This is a genomic window from Chloroflexota bacterium, assembly GCA_014360825.1.
Taxonomy (GTDB): domain Bacteria; phylum Chloroflexota; class Anaerolineae; order UBA2200; family JACIWT01; genus JACIWT01.
Map to the genome: position 1 here is coordinate 13,513 of JACIWT010000017.1, position 13,762 is coordinate 27,274.

12 protein-coding genes are annotated in these 13,762 nt (G+C 55.6%); 8 read left to right on the plus strand and 4 right to left on the minus strand.

What is annotated here, in order from left to right; all coding sequences use genetic code 11:
• Positions 1-211: 211 nt before the first annotated feature.
• Entirely contained in the window at positions 212-1,114 is a 903-nt protein-coding gene (locus H5T64_10570; protein ID MBC7264779.1) for a hypothetical protein, read from the minus strand.
• A gap of 443 nt (positions 1,115-1,557) precedes the next feature.
• On the opposite strand from H5T64_10570, the gene H5T64_10575 reads away from it, so the two are divergent.
• Entirely contained in the window at positions 1,558-2,307 is a 750-nt protein-coding gene (locus H5T64_10575; protein MBC7264780.1) for a hypothetical protein, read from the plus strand.
• The gene (locus H5T64_10580; protein MBC7264781.1) at positions 2,304-2,882 is read left to right on the plus strand and encodes a hypothetical protein; all 579 of its coding nucleotides are present in this window, start codon (positions 2,304-2,306) and stop codon (positions 2,880-2,882) included. The genes H5T64_10575 and H5T64_10580 overlap by 4 nt, the downstream gene beginning before the upstream one ends.
• 101 nt (positions 2,883-2,983) lie before the next feature.
• On the opposite strand, the gene H5T64_10585 is transcribed toward H5T64_10580, so the two are convergent.
• The 3 genes from H5T64_10585 to H5T64_10595 all read right to left on the minus strand — a co-directional run bounded on the left by H5T64_10585 (position 2,984) and on the right by H5T64_10595 (position 4,851).
• Positions 2,984-3,469: a PIN domain-containing protein gene (locus H5T64_10585; protein MBC7264782.1), complete on the minus strand. Its 486-nt coding sequence runs from the start codon at positions 3,467-3,469 to the stop codon at positions 2,984-2,986.
• A gap of 1 nt (position 3,470) precedes the next feature.
• On the minus strand, positions 3,471-3,770 hold the full coding sequence (locus H5T64_10590) for a helix-turn-helix domain-containing protein (GenBank protein MBC7264783.1): 300 nt from the start codon (positions 3,768-3,770) through the stop codon (positions 3,471-3,473).
• 139 nt (positions 3,771-3,909) lie between these two features.
• Positions 3,910-4,851, minus strand: a complete 942-nt coding sequence (locus tag H5T64_10595; protein MBC7264784.1) for a tyrosine-type recombinase/integrase — start codon at positions 4,849-4,851, stop codon at positions 3,910-3,912.
• A gap of 548 nt (positions 4,852-5,399) precedes the next feature.
• Here H5T64_10595 and H5T64_10600 point away from each other — a divergent pair.
• The 6 genes from H5T64_10600 (at position 5,400) to H5T64_10625 (ending at position 13,754) form a co-directional block, all read left to right on the plus strand.
• The gene (locus H5T64_10600; GenBank protein ID MBC7264785.1) at positions 5,400-5,858 is read left to right on the plus strand and encodes a hypothetical protein; all 459 of its coding nucleotides are present in this window, start codon (positions 5,400-5,402) and stop codon (positions 5,856-5,858) included.
• 1,334 nt (positions 5,859-7,192) lie between these two features.
• Entirely contained in the window at positions 7,193-7,882 is a 690-nt protein-coding gene (locus tag H5T64_10605; protein MBC7264786.1) for a hypothetical protein, read from the plus strand.
• Between the two features lie 175 nt (positions 7,883-8,057).
• Complete coding sequence (locus H5T64_10610) at positions 8,058-8,624, plus strand: hypothetical protein (GenBank protein MBC7264787.1); 567 nt, start codon at positions 8,058-8,060, stop codon at positions 8,622-8,624.
• A gap of 1,283 nt (positions 8,625-9,907) precedes the next feature.
• The gene (locus tag H5T64_10615) at positions 9,908-11,923 is read left to right on the plus strand and encodes a PAS domain S-box protein (protein ID MBC7264788.1); all 2,016 of its coding nucleotides are present in this window, start codon (positions 9,908-9,910) and stop codon (positions 11,921-11,923) included.
• A 102-nt stretch (positions 11,924-12,025) separates the two neighbouring features.
• Positions 12,026-12,751, plus strand: coding sequence for a response regulator transcription factor (locus H5T64_10620; protein ID MBC7264789.1), 726 nt, complete (start codon positions 12,026-12,028; stop codon positions 12,749-12,751).
• Positions 12,752-13,070: 319 nt separating this feature from the next.
• A complete protein-coding gene (locus H5T64_10625; protein MBC7264790.1) occupies positions 13,071-13,754 on the plus strand; it encodes a response regulator transcription factor in 684 nt (227 codons plus the stop codon).
• The last annotated feature ends 8 nt before the right edge of the window (positions 13,755-13,762 follow it).

Here is a 13,762-nt window from a genome sequence, read left to right on the forward strand (position 1 = left end):
CTCACTGGTGCTGATCCACGGCTGCGGAGGGGTGATGTCAAGGATTAAGAGTGGGATACAACCCGCGATACCACGATGGCCACCAATCGCTGCCCAACTGGCAATACAAAAGCAAAAATGAGCACAGAGGGGTTGTGCGGGGACTTATCGATCGCCAGGATGGGCGTGCGCAGGCTCCAAAAGAGCCAAAAGAGGGATTCGCGGAGCGCAATCACCGTTCGAGTTTCGGATTGCCCTGCACTCCATTTCGCAGTTCATCCATTCTGACCCACGCATACCAGTCCCTGATGCCCAACCGTTCGGCCCAGCGATTGATAACCACGACATCTCCTCGATAGTTGTTCTCACCGTTCCCATCCAAGATACTGAGCAACTCATTCGCTGCCTCAGACAGCCGGCTGGCATAGGGAAGCGCAAGACTTGAGTCACCAAGTATCTCCAAGACACGCCTTGCGAAGGCACAATTCATGATCGCACTTGCTTCATGGACACACCGAGGCGTGAAGAGCCGGATCTCAGGAACCAAGACCACCTGATCCTCCTGCACCTGCCTTCGCAGTGCTTCTGCCTGTAGCGGGTGCATGCTTGGATACCCTTGAAACAGCCACTGCTCGATGCGCAGATCGACCGGGTAGTTGGTCACCTGCCGCACGATACCCGCATGCCAGATGAACAGGACTTCCTTGACTGCCTGGGCAGGGAACAAGGGGATTCTTTCTTGCACCTCTGGCAGAAGGCGGCGATTGACCAACCTTCTTTGTCCTGCTGTGATTGAGGGAAGGAACCTCTCCGGAGCCGGAACGGACCACAGCCTCAGCAGGTGGCCGCACTCATGGGCGATCAGATAATCGAGATAGCGCTCGTATTCGGGGTTGTAGGCCAGAACGTGGTGGGCATCGTTTGCCCGGGCGACTCTCACCGCCGCCCGCGTGCTCAGTCCCGAGTCCGGTACGATCTGAAGGGACTTCCCGGTCGTCTGCGCGGTGAGCCACAGGATCTCCTGACTCTCCACGCGAAGGTGCCGGAGAAGAGACTCCGGTTGGATGGGCCAGGACGTCGGTCGAGATTCGAACTCGTGCACAGCAGCAGGGGGCAGACACGGATGTTTCCGCAAAAGTCCACCTCAATAAGTCCATCCTCCCTCATGCTCAGTCAAACAGATTTCAGCACCTTTGTCAAGACAACAAATATCCGCAACAAATGCTCTCAGCAGTGGCGGCTCTGCCGCGCGACCCTCTTAGTGGCCGTGTTCCCCCTCTTTCCTCCCCAGGCTCAGGGCCAGGGCCAGCAGAATCATGGCGAGCACCATCCCCAGTAGCAGCTGAGGCACAGGTCATCACCTCCTCCCCCATCATAACACGGTCAACGCAGGCCGATCAACGTCGGGGGAAGGTCGTGCTCATAGGAAGTGGAACACCTCTGGTCGCTCCCAATTGCCCATTGACAGGGATGTACCGGATCTGCTATGCTGACACCAGTGAGGCATGCAGCACCGTCCGAGGGCCGCACGTGAGTGGCCCCGCCACAAGCGAAGCCCGACGAAGTCGCATGTCCTCTATGAAAGAGGATCAACCCATTCACGAGATGCGTGACGAACGCGGTAATTCATCGCCGGAGGGGAAGGAATATCCCTTTGGCAGAAGCATCCTCAACCGCCTGAAGAAGATGGTCAACGAGGATTGGGGGCCCTGGCCGGTCGACGAACAGGAGGACTTGGTCAAAGCCCTCTACCTGACCGAACGCGAGGTATGCATCCCAGAGCATTTGGTCGGCGAAGATCTCATGGACGACATCGTAAACCTTTTCTATTACCCCCTTGCTGCCGTGAGAGAGGAACTAGAGCAGCGCACGGGGACAGAGCAGTTCATCCACATCTTTGTCCAGCCCTCTTACCTGGACACCTCCTTCGGCGTTATGGTGGCTGGAGAGAAGGTCCTCCTGACCGTCTCGTGTAAGGCATGGAATTTCTTCTGGGTGAATGAAGAGGAGATGGTGAGAGCGCTGGAGAGTTGGTATCGCAGCGCTGAAACCAGGCTCCAGGGCGGGGCCAGGCTCTTCGCTGATGACGCCTGGGCATTGCAGACCCTGCTGCACCAGGTGCGGGGGGAGGATATCCCGCGGTTGGAGGCAGATAACCCTTGGCGGGCCAAGGAATTGTGCCGGGCAGCGGATCTGCTCTCCCGCCTGCTGGAAGAGCCGAATGGCGACATGCATCCAGCCACAACCTGCGATAGGGGAGAGGGCCCGAGTCGGCCTGGCCACCTTTATGTCGCAGACCAACGAGGAGAGCCACACAAACACACATGAAAGAGCGAGAACCCAATTTTGAAGACGAGAAGATACGGGCCTGGGTCAAACGGCCCAAGGAACACGATTTCGAGAGCCTTGACCAGGACCCTACCATCATCAGCATTGATGGGGAGACGGAGGAGATCTACGAGAGCCGAGCGTATCACTTCCGGCCAAGCCCGGAAACGGTCTTCCTCCTCCTCGGCATGTTGGTGGAGCGAATGGGGGAGCAACTGGCGGAGATTTCTGCAGAACAGGTCGGAGATTGGGTGACGGACCTGCTCGAGAACGGCGGCATCAAGTTCCTGGCCAAGCGACGCAAAGAGGATGGCCGGATCACCTATATCCTGATAGGGATCAGCCGCACCTCACGGTGGCTCCTCGACCGCCAGGAGCTAGTCGAGGAGAGCAATTACCGCCAGGCGGTTGAGGAATTCGAGGGGCACCCTCTCACCAAGGCGCTCCTTTCTGCGCCGGCGGTGGTCACCCTCGAGGAATGGCGGCGCTACGCGGAGGAAGGCCCTTTTGCAGGAAGTATCACTGAGGGAGAAAACGGAGCCAATGTCAAAGGCAGCCCCCTGGTACTCTCGTGACTGGCAATGCCAGATAGGCTGATCAACGCCGTGGCTCATTCAAGCCGGGCAATTGTCAGCAAGCAGCCAGCACGGCTTCCTTAACCTCAGTGCGAATTCGGTTAGCCTCTGGACGGAGGGAGGTGGGGATAATCTTCGTGTTGGGGGTAGTACTGACGGATGAAATCCCCGGGACGCAGGATAATGATGGGCAAACCAGCTTGCCCGACCTTCTCCGAGGCAGCCAGGATGTGCTGACGGTCGAGCGTCAGCAGGAACTCTGCCTCTCCTTCCACCGCAGCGGCCACGACGTGGACATCCTTCGGACTAATATAGCGGCAATATTTCTCCAGAGTCTCCTTTGGTGGTATCGGAAGAAGCCCCCAATTGACTTCTACCAGCAGCCGATAGAAGCGCCGCAGACTCTCTTCTGGGAATCGCCGCAGCGCATGCAAGGCCTCGAGGAGGATGACGAAAGTGGTCTGTGCTCGAAAGCCCCCAGCCTTGCAGGCCGCAAGGAGAAGGGCAGAGCCTCCTTGTGGGGAATGGGCCGCTGCCACCAACACCGAGGCGTCAAAGAAAAGGCGAGTATGGCGGCCAATTCTCATGCTATGACTTCTGCAAGGCGGACAGGAGCCGCTCGCCAATGGAGCGGGTCTCCTGGTCGATTTGGTCTTCCTTGAGCCACTCTTCTATCTGTGTCCTAGAGAAGGTGCGCAATTGGGCTTCTCCAGCCGTGGAGGTGGCCAGGAGGAAGAGTTCCACGTTCTCTTTGGGAACCCGGTACTGGCGTCCGAGTTTGCAGGCCACCAGCTTGCCCTGCCTGATATATCGATACACTGTATCCGGGGCTAACTGCAGGTATTCCGCTACCTCTTGGGGCGTCAGGACATCCTTAGTTAATGGCATGAACATCTCCCTTTCACTCTCGGATTAGTCATCCTAAGTCCATTTTAGTCCACTTGGGAGGATTTGTCAAGACATACGTTGATGCTCTTTGCATGTCACCATAGGGGCGCACCAAGCTCTCTCCCTGTGCGCACGAGTCTCACAACCCCGGCCTGGCCAATCTCGAGTACTTCTCCCTGGTCTCGTCGTTCCAGCTTCCCGGGGCCAGCCCCAGTTTCTCAAATACTCGCTCGATTCTCTCCCCAGCCTTGAGTTGTCGTACCGCAAAGGTGTCTCTCAGAACCTGGCAGCTAACCTTCTTTACAATCCCAGCCCTTTGGGCGGTGTTTCGCAATAAGTAGCTCAGATTGCGCTCGCTACACTCAAAGAGGTATTCCTGCGGGCAATACTCCGCCATGTAAGCCCTAAAAGCAGCAGGGAACTCAGGGGGAAGCCTCAGTTTCCTCTGCTTGAACGCCTTTCCTTTATGTCTGATCCAAACCTCTGGACGATACTGGTTCGAAAGATCGATGTCCTTGAGCCGAATCCCCAAAAGTTCCTCTCTCTTCACTCCTGTCTCCAAAAGGAGAAGAACTAGCAGGTACGTTCGGCTGTCCTTACTCGCCTCACCAAGGAGTCTCTCGCACTCCTCATCATACAGGACATCCGGCAGGGGAGAAGTGGCCCTTTTGTAGATCAGCCTTGATGCAGGGTCCTGCGGGATCACATTGCTTTCGACCAGCCAGCGGAAGAAGTTCTTCAGTGCGGTCACCCGGCGGTTCAGGGATTTTGGGCTGCAGGGCTTCCCGCGGCTAGATCGCAGATATGCAAGGAAGCTTTCCAGTTCAGCGGTGCCAATGCCACCGACCTTCTTGTTCGGGCCGATGAACTTCCGCAGGAGAACTACGTCTGCGAGGAAGGCTTTGACAGTGTGCCTGGAATACGAACTGGCTGCAAGGTGAGCGTGATAGGCCTGCATGGCCGCAGAGATGGAGGAGGCACTGGAAAGCGGCCTGGACGCAATTAGGGACGGAGGATATTCTCCCGTGCCATTCTTGACCTTGAGAAGTGGTAGTTGAAAAGCCCCGCCCTTTCCCTCCATGCCCCTATTATATCACCCCTTCCCATAGCCATGCTACTACATCCGTCCCATGTCCTATATTTCGCCTTTCTCTTTTGTCTCGCGCCGCGCTCAGGCTTTCTAGGGGAAGGGGGAGGATAGAAACCCTGGCTATGGGAAGGCGGGTGGGGAGGTACTTTAAGAGAGGACCACCGCTCCGTACACCAACATGCTGATAGCGGGGGTCCCTCGGGTTGCAATCGTCCTTTGGCCCACAGCGGCGACGCATTCCGCAGCATATGCCAATGCTGTTTATAGACATCAGGTAGTACAAATGGGAGTTAACTGGCCCCCTTCTCGCCTTTAAGGTCAATTTTGATCTATAGGCTTAGTGTCTGAAATGCGAATTAAGAAACGGGGGCTTTAGCATGAGAAAGGGATAATAGAACCCTTACCAAGTAGAGCTATCTCTTTCGGCTCAGCCCACGTAGCCCGAGTAGAGGACTTCTCCGCGATTTACAACCCCAGCCTGGGGAAGGCACTTGCCTGTCAGGCTTGTGGAAACACGGGGGTAGTGCTAAAATGGGCCTATGCACATCGAAGTCGACCAGAGTGGGAAAATCGGGGATACCAAAGTGGCAACTGTTTTAGCTTTCTCCGACACAGAAAGTTACGCTATCCTGATCCCGGCAGAAGTCAAACGGGCCTGTTTACATGAATTGCGCCAGAGAGGGAAATCTGGTACAACCCTTTACCTCCAGCTTTTTGCTGTTGGCCTTTTCCTGCTTTTAGCAGAGGTGGTTGGGAGAGTGTCGCTTGTCACCATTGACATCGAATATCCAGGACACAGCGCCACTACCAAGAGGTTTTTGATGAACTTATTTGGAAGGGCTGGGCTCTCGGTTGATGCAGACATGATCGAGTTTCGGCAAATTCACGGGGTCGGAAAGAAACCAGCCGCCCACGACAAGGCCTATTACGTCTCCCGTGGTGATGCCAAACCAGACAGGGTTATCACTCTTGAAGAGTTGCTCGAGCAATTCAAATGAAAAAGATCGGGGGCTGCCTGACGGCAGGTACACCTAGTTCAGCCCACGGAGTGGTTACCGTAAGGTCCCTAGGTCACCCGATCCATAAATATTATACCACAAAAACGAAAGTTGTCAAATTTTCGGTACTGGGACACTACATGGTACACCACACTGAACCGTGGTGTGCAGAACTTGGACAAATAGGCATACTCTGTCTGATTCCCTAATCAGCTGGAGATTTGCCCATGGACCCACAAACCATATTTTGCCCCAATTGACTGTCCGGCAAGAGAGCAGATCCTGAAGTTGAGACAAGGGTTCGGACAGGGTGCTGCACCGGGCGAATAAAGCCTCAAGCACCGTGCACGATCTGCCTGATGACACAAGCAGGCAAACTTTTTGTTTCAGTAGAATGAACAGCCCGGAGTAGAGGTTCCACCTTTTTACCCCTGTTACTGCAGGTTGCTGTATGAAGGAATCAGCAGGCAACGGTTCAGACTGGTTCACTCCTTCACCGCAGAGGTGGTCACGGATCGCTTCGCCCATCGCAGGGCTTACTGTTTGATAAGTCCGCGGGACTTCTGAAATCGATGTGCTTGCGGACATCCTCAGCACTTTGGTCTACAGTTCGGATACTGTCGCCATGTGGAACCGGAATGAATTGGGAACAAGGTCAAAAAGGACTACATAATGCAGCCAGGATTTCCTACCAGAGGGTGCAGGAAGCGAGCTGCATACCCACAAAGAGCAAGTCAAATCTCCGTGGGCAGTACATCCCCCTGAACCCGGTAGCTCTCCAGCGTCAGATCAAAACCCTGCAAGATGACTCCGGCGTTAGGCCATGGGAGGATTCACAAATGATGCAACGTGGCACATTCAAGGATTCCCCACATCTCGAATCTAAGGTTGTCTTCCCCGGTGAAAGGTAAAGGTTGGGGCCAGTTTGCACTACTGCGATGGTTTTTCGGCCTGCATTCGACTTCACGAGGTGACCTGTGGGTAATCACTACTGCGCATTCTGTCACCTAAACCCTAAGTGCAGCGTTTCGTAAATTCAGCACCGTTTCTTTTGGGTTTGGCTGCCACAGGGACCAATTTGATAGGCAGAACAAGGGCATCAATGATTTCCAGGCCAGGTAATTCGCAATGATTTACGCAATACGTACCCGGTGTTCGCCAAAAGATGGCGATCAGTGGCCTGCAGCGACGGAGTGGTCGCAGTTCGGCATGGCGAACGAATCTGGGGCAAGGTGTGTGCTCGTTCGGGGTCATTGTGGGCTCTCACGTGTGGCAAGTTGCCTTCAGGCGATTCCTCTTGATTCCCGTCTGCCAGTGTGTTATGCTCTTCTGGGATGGTCGAACGCAAACCTGAAAAGCGCCAGACTCACGAAGAGGTGCTTGCGGAAACCAAGGGGACAAGGATCCTCCTTGCTATGTTCGACCTGATCCAGGCCACGATCCGGCAGTCGAATCGGGAATCTTTCAACCAATTGGTGCGTTTCTGGGCGGACTGCCTGCGCATTCATCCCATGTCGGAGGGTGATCACCTGGCTGCTGACAAGCTGACCCCGTGGGCGGAACACTTCATCGAAGCCTGCATGGAGAGAAAAGGCGACTACTTCGGCGAGGTCTTCAGTTTGAGGCATTGCGCCGACGACCAATCGACCCAGCTGATCATACCCGAATCGCTCGTTCGCTCTATCAATGATGCGACTGTGAGCGGGATAGCACCAGACTCTGATAGGTGGCAGAAGGCATTTGATCCGGCCGCCCGGACCGGTCGCTTTCTGGTCGATCTGGCGGTCCGCTACCCGGATCGCAAGATCGCCCTCTTTGGCGTGGAGGCGGATCTGGATCTCTACAGGGCTTGTTTGGTCAACATGCGGCTCTATGCCTGGAACAGACCCTACTTCATCCTCTGCGCCGATTCCCTGATAGTCGACGTCGGGTTGAACAGCCCTAACTGGCGTTATGCGAATCTGTGGAACCCACCTGACTGGCAAGAGGTGATGCTGACAGTGCATGGCCGAACTTGCCGGTAGTAGCCAGAGTTGGATGGCAGGCTGGCCCTCTCACTGGAATATGACAAGCGCGTCAGGAGCAGGACAGGGAAAGAAATAGGGTATCCAATAGCAGGAGCCCTTTTGGGGGAAAGTGGGGTGGGGGACAAGCATTGGCTTGAACCGGGGAGGAATCCAGCCGCGATAACACACACCGATGACCAAAGAACTTGAGTTCAGATCGGTAACCGGGGAAGCACTGGTGAAGGAGCTTCAGGCCCGGGTTGAACAGATGTCCGATCCAGAGCGCAAATACGATGTTCAGGTTGGGCTCAAGGACGTCGAGTTTAGGGTTAACGAAAAGTGCGCCGCAGAGATGGGCATTTCTTTGCCTTTGCGTGGCATTGACCAAGCAGAAGATTGCCTCCAGGCAAGGATTCTGGTCCCCACCCGATTCGTAGAGACAGATGGGACAGTGCATCAAGTCATCTGGTTTGACCCCACTCCTGTTGGCTACAGCGGCTTCATGGATTGCGTCACTCATTCCTTGGCGCTAACCGACAGAGGCCTATTTGAGCTCGGCCGTTATCTAGCGACACGGCTGGCCGAACTTTCAAAGGCCTGGCACTGGTTCATTCACCGTCGGTGGATGAAGACCGAAGAAGTAGAGGAGCTGGAGAGGACGGGCAAATCTCCTGAGCAGATCGTTGATCTGATCTATGCTGCATTGACGGGGAAGACGAGGGGGAAACAGGGGCGAGAGGGTGACGATAAACTGGAATAAGGCATTTTCAGCGTATCCGGGGCGCTCCCAAACTCACGGGGATGATGTGTTTCGGCAACCTCCACCTTTCTATCTGTCTTGGCCAGAGGCCCTCCGATGTCTGCAGGGGAGAGGGGTGATCCCGTCGCACAAGGTATCTTTTGCGACGCAGTTTTGAATCTGCGCCTGATTTGCACTCTGCTATAGTCACTTTGCCGAGCGTGGCGATTCAAAGGAGGCCATCCTATAGTGTAGCGAAGTAGGTCAGGATTTTCGGCGTTCGCTGTGGGTTTGACTCAGTGTGGCTGGACATTCTTCGTTTCCTGGCATCAGAAACAACCCTGGGTCCAACCCATGTGCCAGCGTCTGGAGATTCTTCTTGCTGCTGAAAATCCTCTTGCGCATATCGGCTTATACTCTCCAAAGCCGTTGTACATGACTACGCTGTCCACCCTCCCCTACCCTATCGTCCCTTTCCGACCTGGCTGGCACACTTGCATTTCACTGTAGTGGCAGCCACCTGCTCAAAGAGACACCCCGATATCAAGCCTATGAGAGCAGCGGGTTGCCGCTCAAATGACCCAAGGCGCGTCGAGGCTGACTGAAACAGGAAGTCCGGTATTAACCCTGACAGCGAGCGCCCTGCGATGAGGTATCCGCTCTGGTCTGGCGAAAAAATCGTGCAGGTTCGATGCCGCATCCAAGTAGACATTCCGATCCTTAGAGCGATCTCGAACTGAGGCAACAGCTCGCTCTGCCGAGGCTATCACCTGCTCTAGTTCGTTCATTTCTCCAGAGATGCCGTCCGGGTAACTTTGGCCGCTTGATCTGCCCCCGTCTTTTCCAAAGAGCGTCGCCTAATGCCCCCTCTGCGAAACCTTAGACTGTCGGCAATGTCTCGTGTCGATTTGATGGCATGATCCCACAGGTCGCGTCCGGCCAAGGTGTCGCTTTTCCACACGTGGGAAACAGCACTTGCGGTGAGCCCCCAGGGTGGCTTGTCCTATCGAACTCCGCAACCACTCTCTGCAAGCCTCACTTGCCACGAGTCGGCTCCCGTGCTATAATAATATACGCATTTACAACTCAAAGGGCTTTGTCTGGCTGACGGGCAAATTCGGTTGGCATGAACAACATAGCCCGTCTTTCTCCGAGGCATGGTTTCTCTCGCTGACGAGGCATGGCCACGGCGCAGTGAACGTCATGGGTTACATATTGCTCCCTACCAGGCTCCTGAGCGGTAATCCGGGGTGGAGGGGTTGTAGCATCATAGGAGGGTCAATATAGTGGAGGAGCAGGAGCGGATGAACAAACAACTGCGCGACCTCATCGAGATCATCCACTTCACCGAGAGCGTGTCCGCGAAGATACATGGTCTGTTAGATCAGGAGCAGGTCTACCAGACGGTGAAGGACGAATTCCTCAAGTCCCAAAGGTACAGCATGAGTATTGCGCTCTTGACGGATGATCCATCCAAACTCAGGATCGCAGAAGTGTCGTTTTCCCCCCGCAGATTGAGAACGCTAAAGGGGCTGGAGAAGATCATTGGAATCACGCTGCAAGACTACAGGATCGATCTGAACACGTCAAGCGTCTACCGCCAAGTCGTGAGGGAGCGAAAGGTCATCTGCATCAAGAGTTCGGATGTTATAGCAGAATTTCTCCCGCGTCCACTGGCCGATCTGGTAGTGAAAGGCATGGGCCATCAAAACAAATACTCCGTCCTAGCGCCGTTGAGTCTGCATGGCGAGGTCATTGGGGTCCTCGCGATGTCTTCGACCGACCTGGCCGAGCAGTTCATTCCCTCGGTGCGAAGCCTCGCCCAGCACATCTCCAGCGCGTTGGAACTGGCGGATGAATGTGCCAGGCGCAAGCAGGCAGAGGAGGCATTGGAACGCAGTGAAAAGCGTCTTCGGGCTTTGCTCGAAAACGCTTCGGACTACACTTTTGTGCTGAGCCCGACAGGAGCGATATGCTATGCAAACCCATCGGTTGTGCGACTGGTCGGACATTCACTAGAAGAGACAATCGGCCGGAATTGGTCTGCATTTGTTGAGCCTGAAGATCTACCAGAGACGATGCTGGCACTCGCGCAGCTACTCGAGCAGCCAGGTGGTACCATGCGCAGGCAAATCCGCATTCGACACAAAGACGGCTCGTGGCGTGTCATCGAGGCCGTAGCCAGGAACCTTCTCAACGATCCGGCGGTAGCAGGCATTCTTATCAATGCCCGCGACATCACCGAACGCAAATTGGCTGAGGAACAACTACAGAAAAGTGAAGGCTCGTTGCGAGCGCTCCTGAACGCCATCACGGAGTCAGCGGCCTTGATAGATGCGGAGGGGATCGTCCATGCGGCGAACGAATCACTGGCGAAGAGAGTGGGGACTACGGTTGACAAACTCGTGGGCTCCTGCGTCTACGACTTTTTCTCTCCGGAGCTGGCCAGATCGAGAAAGGCGCGCGTGGACGAGATCTTTCGCACGGGCAAGCCCGCCTCATGGCAAGATATACGCTCGGGCAGGTACATCAACAACTACCTCTACCCCGTATTCGACGCGGAAGGAAAGGTGATCCAGGTCGCGGTTTTTGGCATCGATGTGACCGAGCGTAAGCAAGCGGAGGAACAACTCAACCGCGCAGAGAAAATGGCCTCCTTGGGGGTGTTGGCCACGGGTATCGCTCACGAAGTACGCAATCCCCTGGGCATTATCTCCTCCTGCACCGAGTTGCTACTGGAGCACTCTGACGACCCCGAAGTGCGTGGCCAGTGTGTCCGCAAGATCCAGGTTGCCGTCCGGCGGGCCTCTCACATTGTGGAGAGCGTGCTGAAGTTCGCCCGTCCAGAGGAGGCGCCAATGGGAGAACTTGAGGTTCAGTGTGTGTTGGAAGAGACTCTCGACCTCCTGGCGGAGTATATGACCTTGCAGAGAGTGAGGCTGCACAAAGAGTTCCAAGCCAACCTTCCCCCTGTCATAGGCAATCGTCACCTTTTGCAGCGGGTGTTCTCCAACCTGGTCGTCAACGCCTGCAACGCCATGCCTCAGGGTGGAACGCTGACCGTGACCACGCGCGCCTCTGGCTCGGACGGAGTCGAGATCCAGTTTGATGACACCGGTCATGGCATTCCTCCAGAACATCTGCCCAGGATCTTCGATCCGTTTTTCACTGCCGGGCCTGTGGGCCAGGGGGCTGGTCTGGGGCTCTCTATCAGCCACGGCATCATCCAGCAGCACCGCGGCGTCATCGAAGTACAGAGCGAGGTGGGCAAGGGTTCCACTTTTATTGTGCGGCTGCCTTGCAAGAGCGTTAACAGCTGACAACCCAAACCGGTTGCGCGGGCCCTCGTTAGGAGTCCGCCTGCGCTGGCTTGTCCTATCACCCGCTGCCTGTTGGTTCTGAGCGGCTACAAGGAGGCCAAAATGGAAGGGAGGCCCCTGCGGATTTTGGTGGTGGATGATGAGAAAGACCTGGTCTGGGCTTTGCAGTACAGCCTGAGCGACGAGGGCTACGAGGTGTTCGGTGCCTACGATGGAGTGCAAGCCCTGGCCCTGGCGCGGCGTCATCGCCCCGACCTTGTGGTCCTGGACATTACCATGCGCGGCATGGATGGCCTGGAGACTTGTCGGAGTCTGCGCCGCGATCCTGCCTTGGGAGCCGTCCCCATCCTGTTCCTCACCGTGCGCAGCGACGTCAAGGACCGGGTCACAGCGCTGAATCAAGGAGGCGACGATTACATAGTCAAACCCTTCGACCTGCGGGAGTTGAAAGCCCGCATCGGGGCTCTGCTGCGCCGGAGCCGAGGGCGCGCGGGGAACGGTCTGGGACTACAAGACCAGGGTTCACTCGTGATAGGCCCTCTCACCCTCGACCTGCACCGTCGCCAAGTCCGGGTCGGGGAAAAGATCTCACTCCTGACTCCGGTAGAGTTTGATCTTCTGCACTATCTGATGGTCCACTACGGCGAAGTGTTCTCCACTGAGCAATTGCTGCAAGGGGTATGGAACTTCGCCCCGGGAGCGGGTGGTCATAGCGTGGTGCGTTGGCACATCAAGAATCTGCGCCGCAAGATCGAGCCCGATCCTGCCCACCCAGTGTATATCCGCACCGTGGCGCGCCACGGCTACATGCTGCTATGTGAGGAATGAAACGTGATGAGGAATAGTGGTGCGGGTTGCCTCAGAAAGATCCTTCTTTCGCTCCTCTACCCCCATTCTAACGCAAAACTCGCGCAAAACCAACGCCCAGCCTGCCCTTCCGAGTACTTAGGTAACTGGACTTTTCGGGGGGGGGGTGATATAATGGTATTGCTTGGCATAATGTTCATAAAGATATTCTGAAACAAACGTACGTTTACAAGTGCAGACGTTTCATGACTTGACAGCCTACTTATAGTGTTGCGATGAGGTCGTATGTGCGTTGATGCGCACATGACGTGATCAATCACACTTCGAGGGAGAGAGCAACGTGGGTCGCCGTCCACGAGCCGGTCAGACTATCAAAGTCCTGTTGGCCGACGATCAGGCGCTTGCCAGAGAGCTCCTGAAGCCCTTGCTGCATCAACACGGCGTCGAGATCATTGACCAGGCATTCAGCTGTCGGGAACTGGTGCAGAAGTCCCAGGAATTATTGCCCCATATCATCCTCTTAAACGCTTCCATGCCCGGCACAGAGGCCGACGAGGTGTGCCAATCCATCCTCACTCAGGAGCCGGAGGCCAAAGTTCTCGCCTACTTCCATCCCAAGGAGTGGCGATGGCTTGTATCGGCTGATGGGACAGAGATAGCCGTAAGTATTAGCACAGCGGAGGAATTGATACGCACCATTCGCGCCATGGCCAGGGGGCGATTCGTCGCCCGTTCAGTTGGTCCGAGAATGGCATTTCAGGCTGTCCCGTCCGCAGATGCTGGAAGAACGGCTGAACTCAATGACACACAAGTGAATATCCTCGAGTTGCTCGCGAAAGGACTCAGCAACCGGCAGATTGCCGAAGAACTAGGATTGCAAGTACAGACCATCAAGAACAATTTGGGCACTATCTTTCGCGAACTTGGCGTGACCAACCGCACCGCGGCGGTAATGATGGCGCTGGGGCTGGGTTTCATTTCCCTGGAGCCGTTAGAGAATGAGCCTGAATTGCCTAATTCGTAAGGTTTCGT

Excerpts from the sequence above, each read along its gene's own strand:
- H5T64_10575 (MBC7264780.1), top strand. The coding sequence starts at position 1,558 with ATGAAAGAGGATCAACCCATTCACGAGATGCGTGACGAACGCGGTAAT.
- H5T64_10585 (MBC7264782.1), bottom strand. The coding sequence starts at position 3,469 with ATGAGAATTGGCCGCCATACTCGCCTTTTCTTTGACGCCTCGGTGTTG.
- H5T64_10590 (MBC7264783.1), bottom strand. The coding sequence starts at position 3,770 with ATGCCATTAACTAAGGATGTCCTGACGCCCCAAGAGGTAGCGGAATAC.
- H5T64_10615 (MBC7264788.1), top strand. The coding sequence starts at position 9,908 with ATGAACAAACAACTGCGCGACCTCATCGAGATCATCCACTTCACCGAG.
- H5T64_10610 (MBC7264787.1), top strand. The coding sequence starts at position 8,058 with ATGACCAAAGAACTTGAGTTCAGATCGGTAACCGGGGAAGCACTGGTG.
- H5T64_10595 (MBC7264784.1), bottom strand. The coding sequence starts at position 4,851 with ATGGAGGGAAAGGGCGGGGCTTTTCAACTACCACTTCTCAAGGTCAAG.
- H5T64_10620 (MBC7264789.1), top strand. The coding sequence starts at position 12,026 with ATGGAAGGGAGGCCCCTGCGGATTTTGGTGGTGGATGATGAGAAAGAC.
- H5T64_10600 (MBC7264785.1), top strand. The coding sequence starts at position 5,400 with ATGCACATCGAAGTCGACCAGAGTGGGAAAATCGGGGATACCAAAGTG.
- H5T64_10580 (MBC7264781.1), top strand. The coding sequence starts at position 2,304 with ATGAAAGAGCGAGAACCCAATTTTGAAGACGAGAAGATACGGGCCTGG.
- H5T64_10605 (MBC7264786.1), top strand. The coding sequence starts at position 7,193 with ATGGTCGAACGCAAACCTGAAAAGCGCCAGACTCACGAAGAGGTGCTT.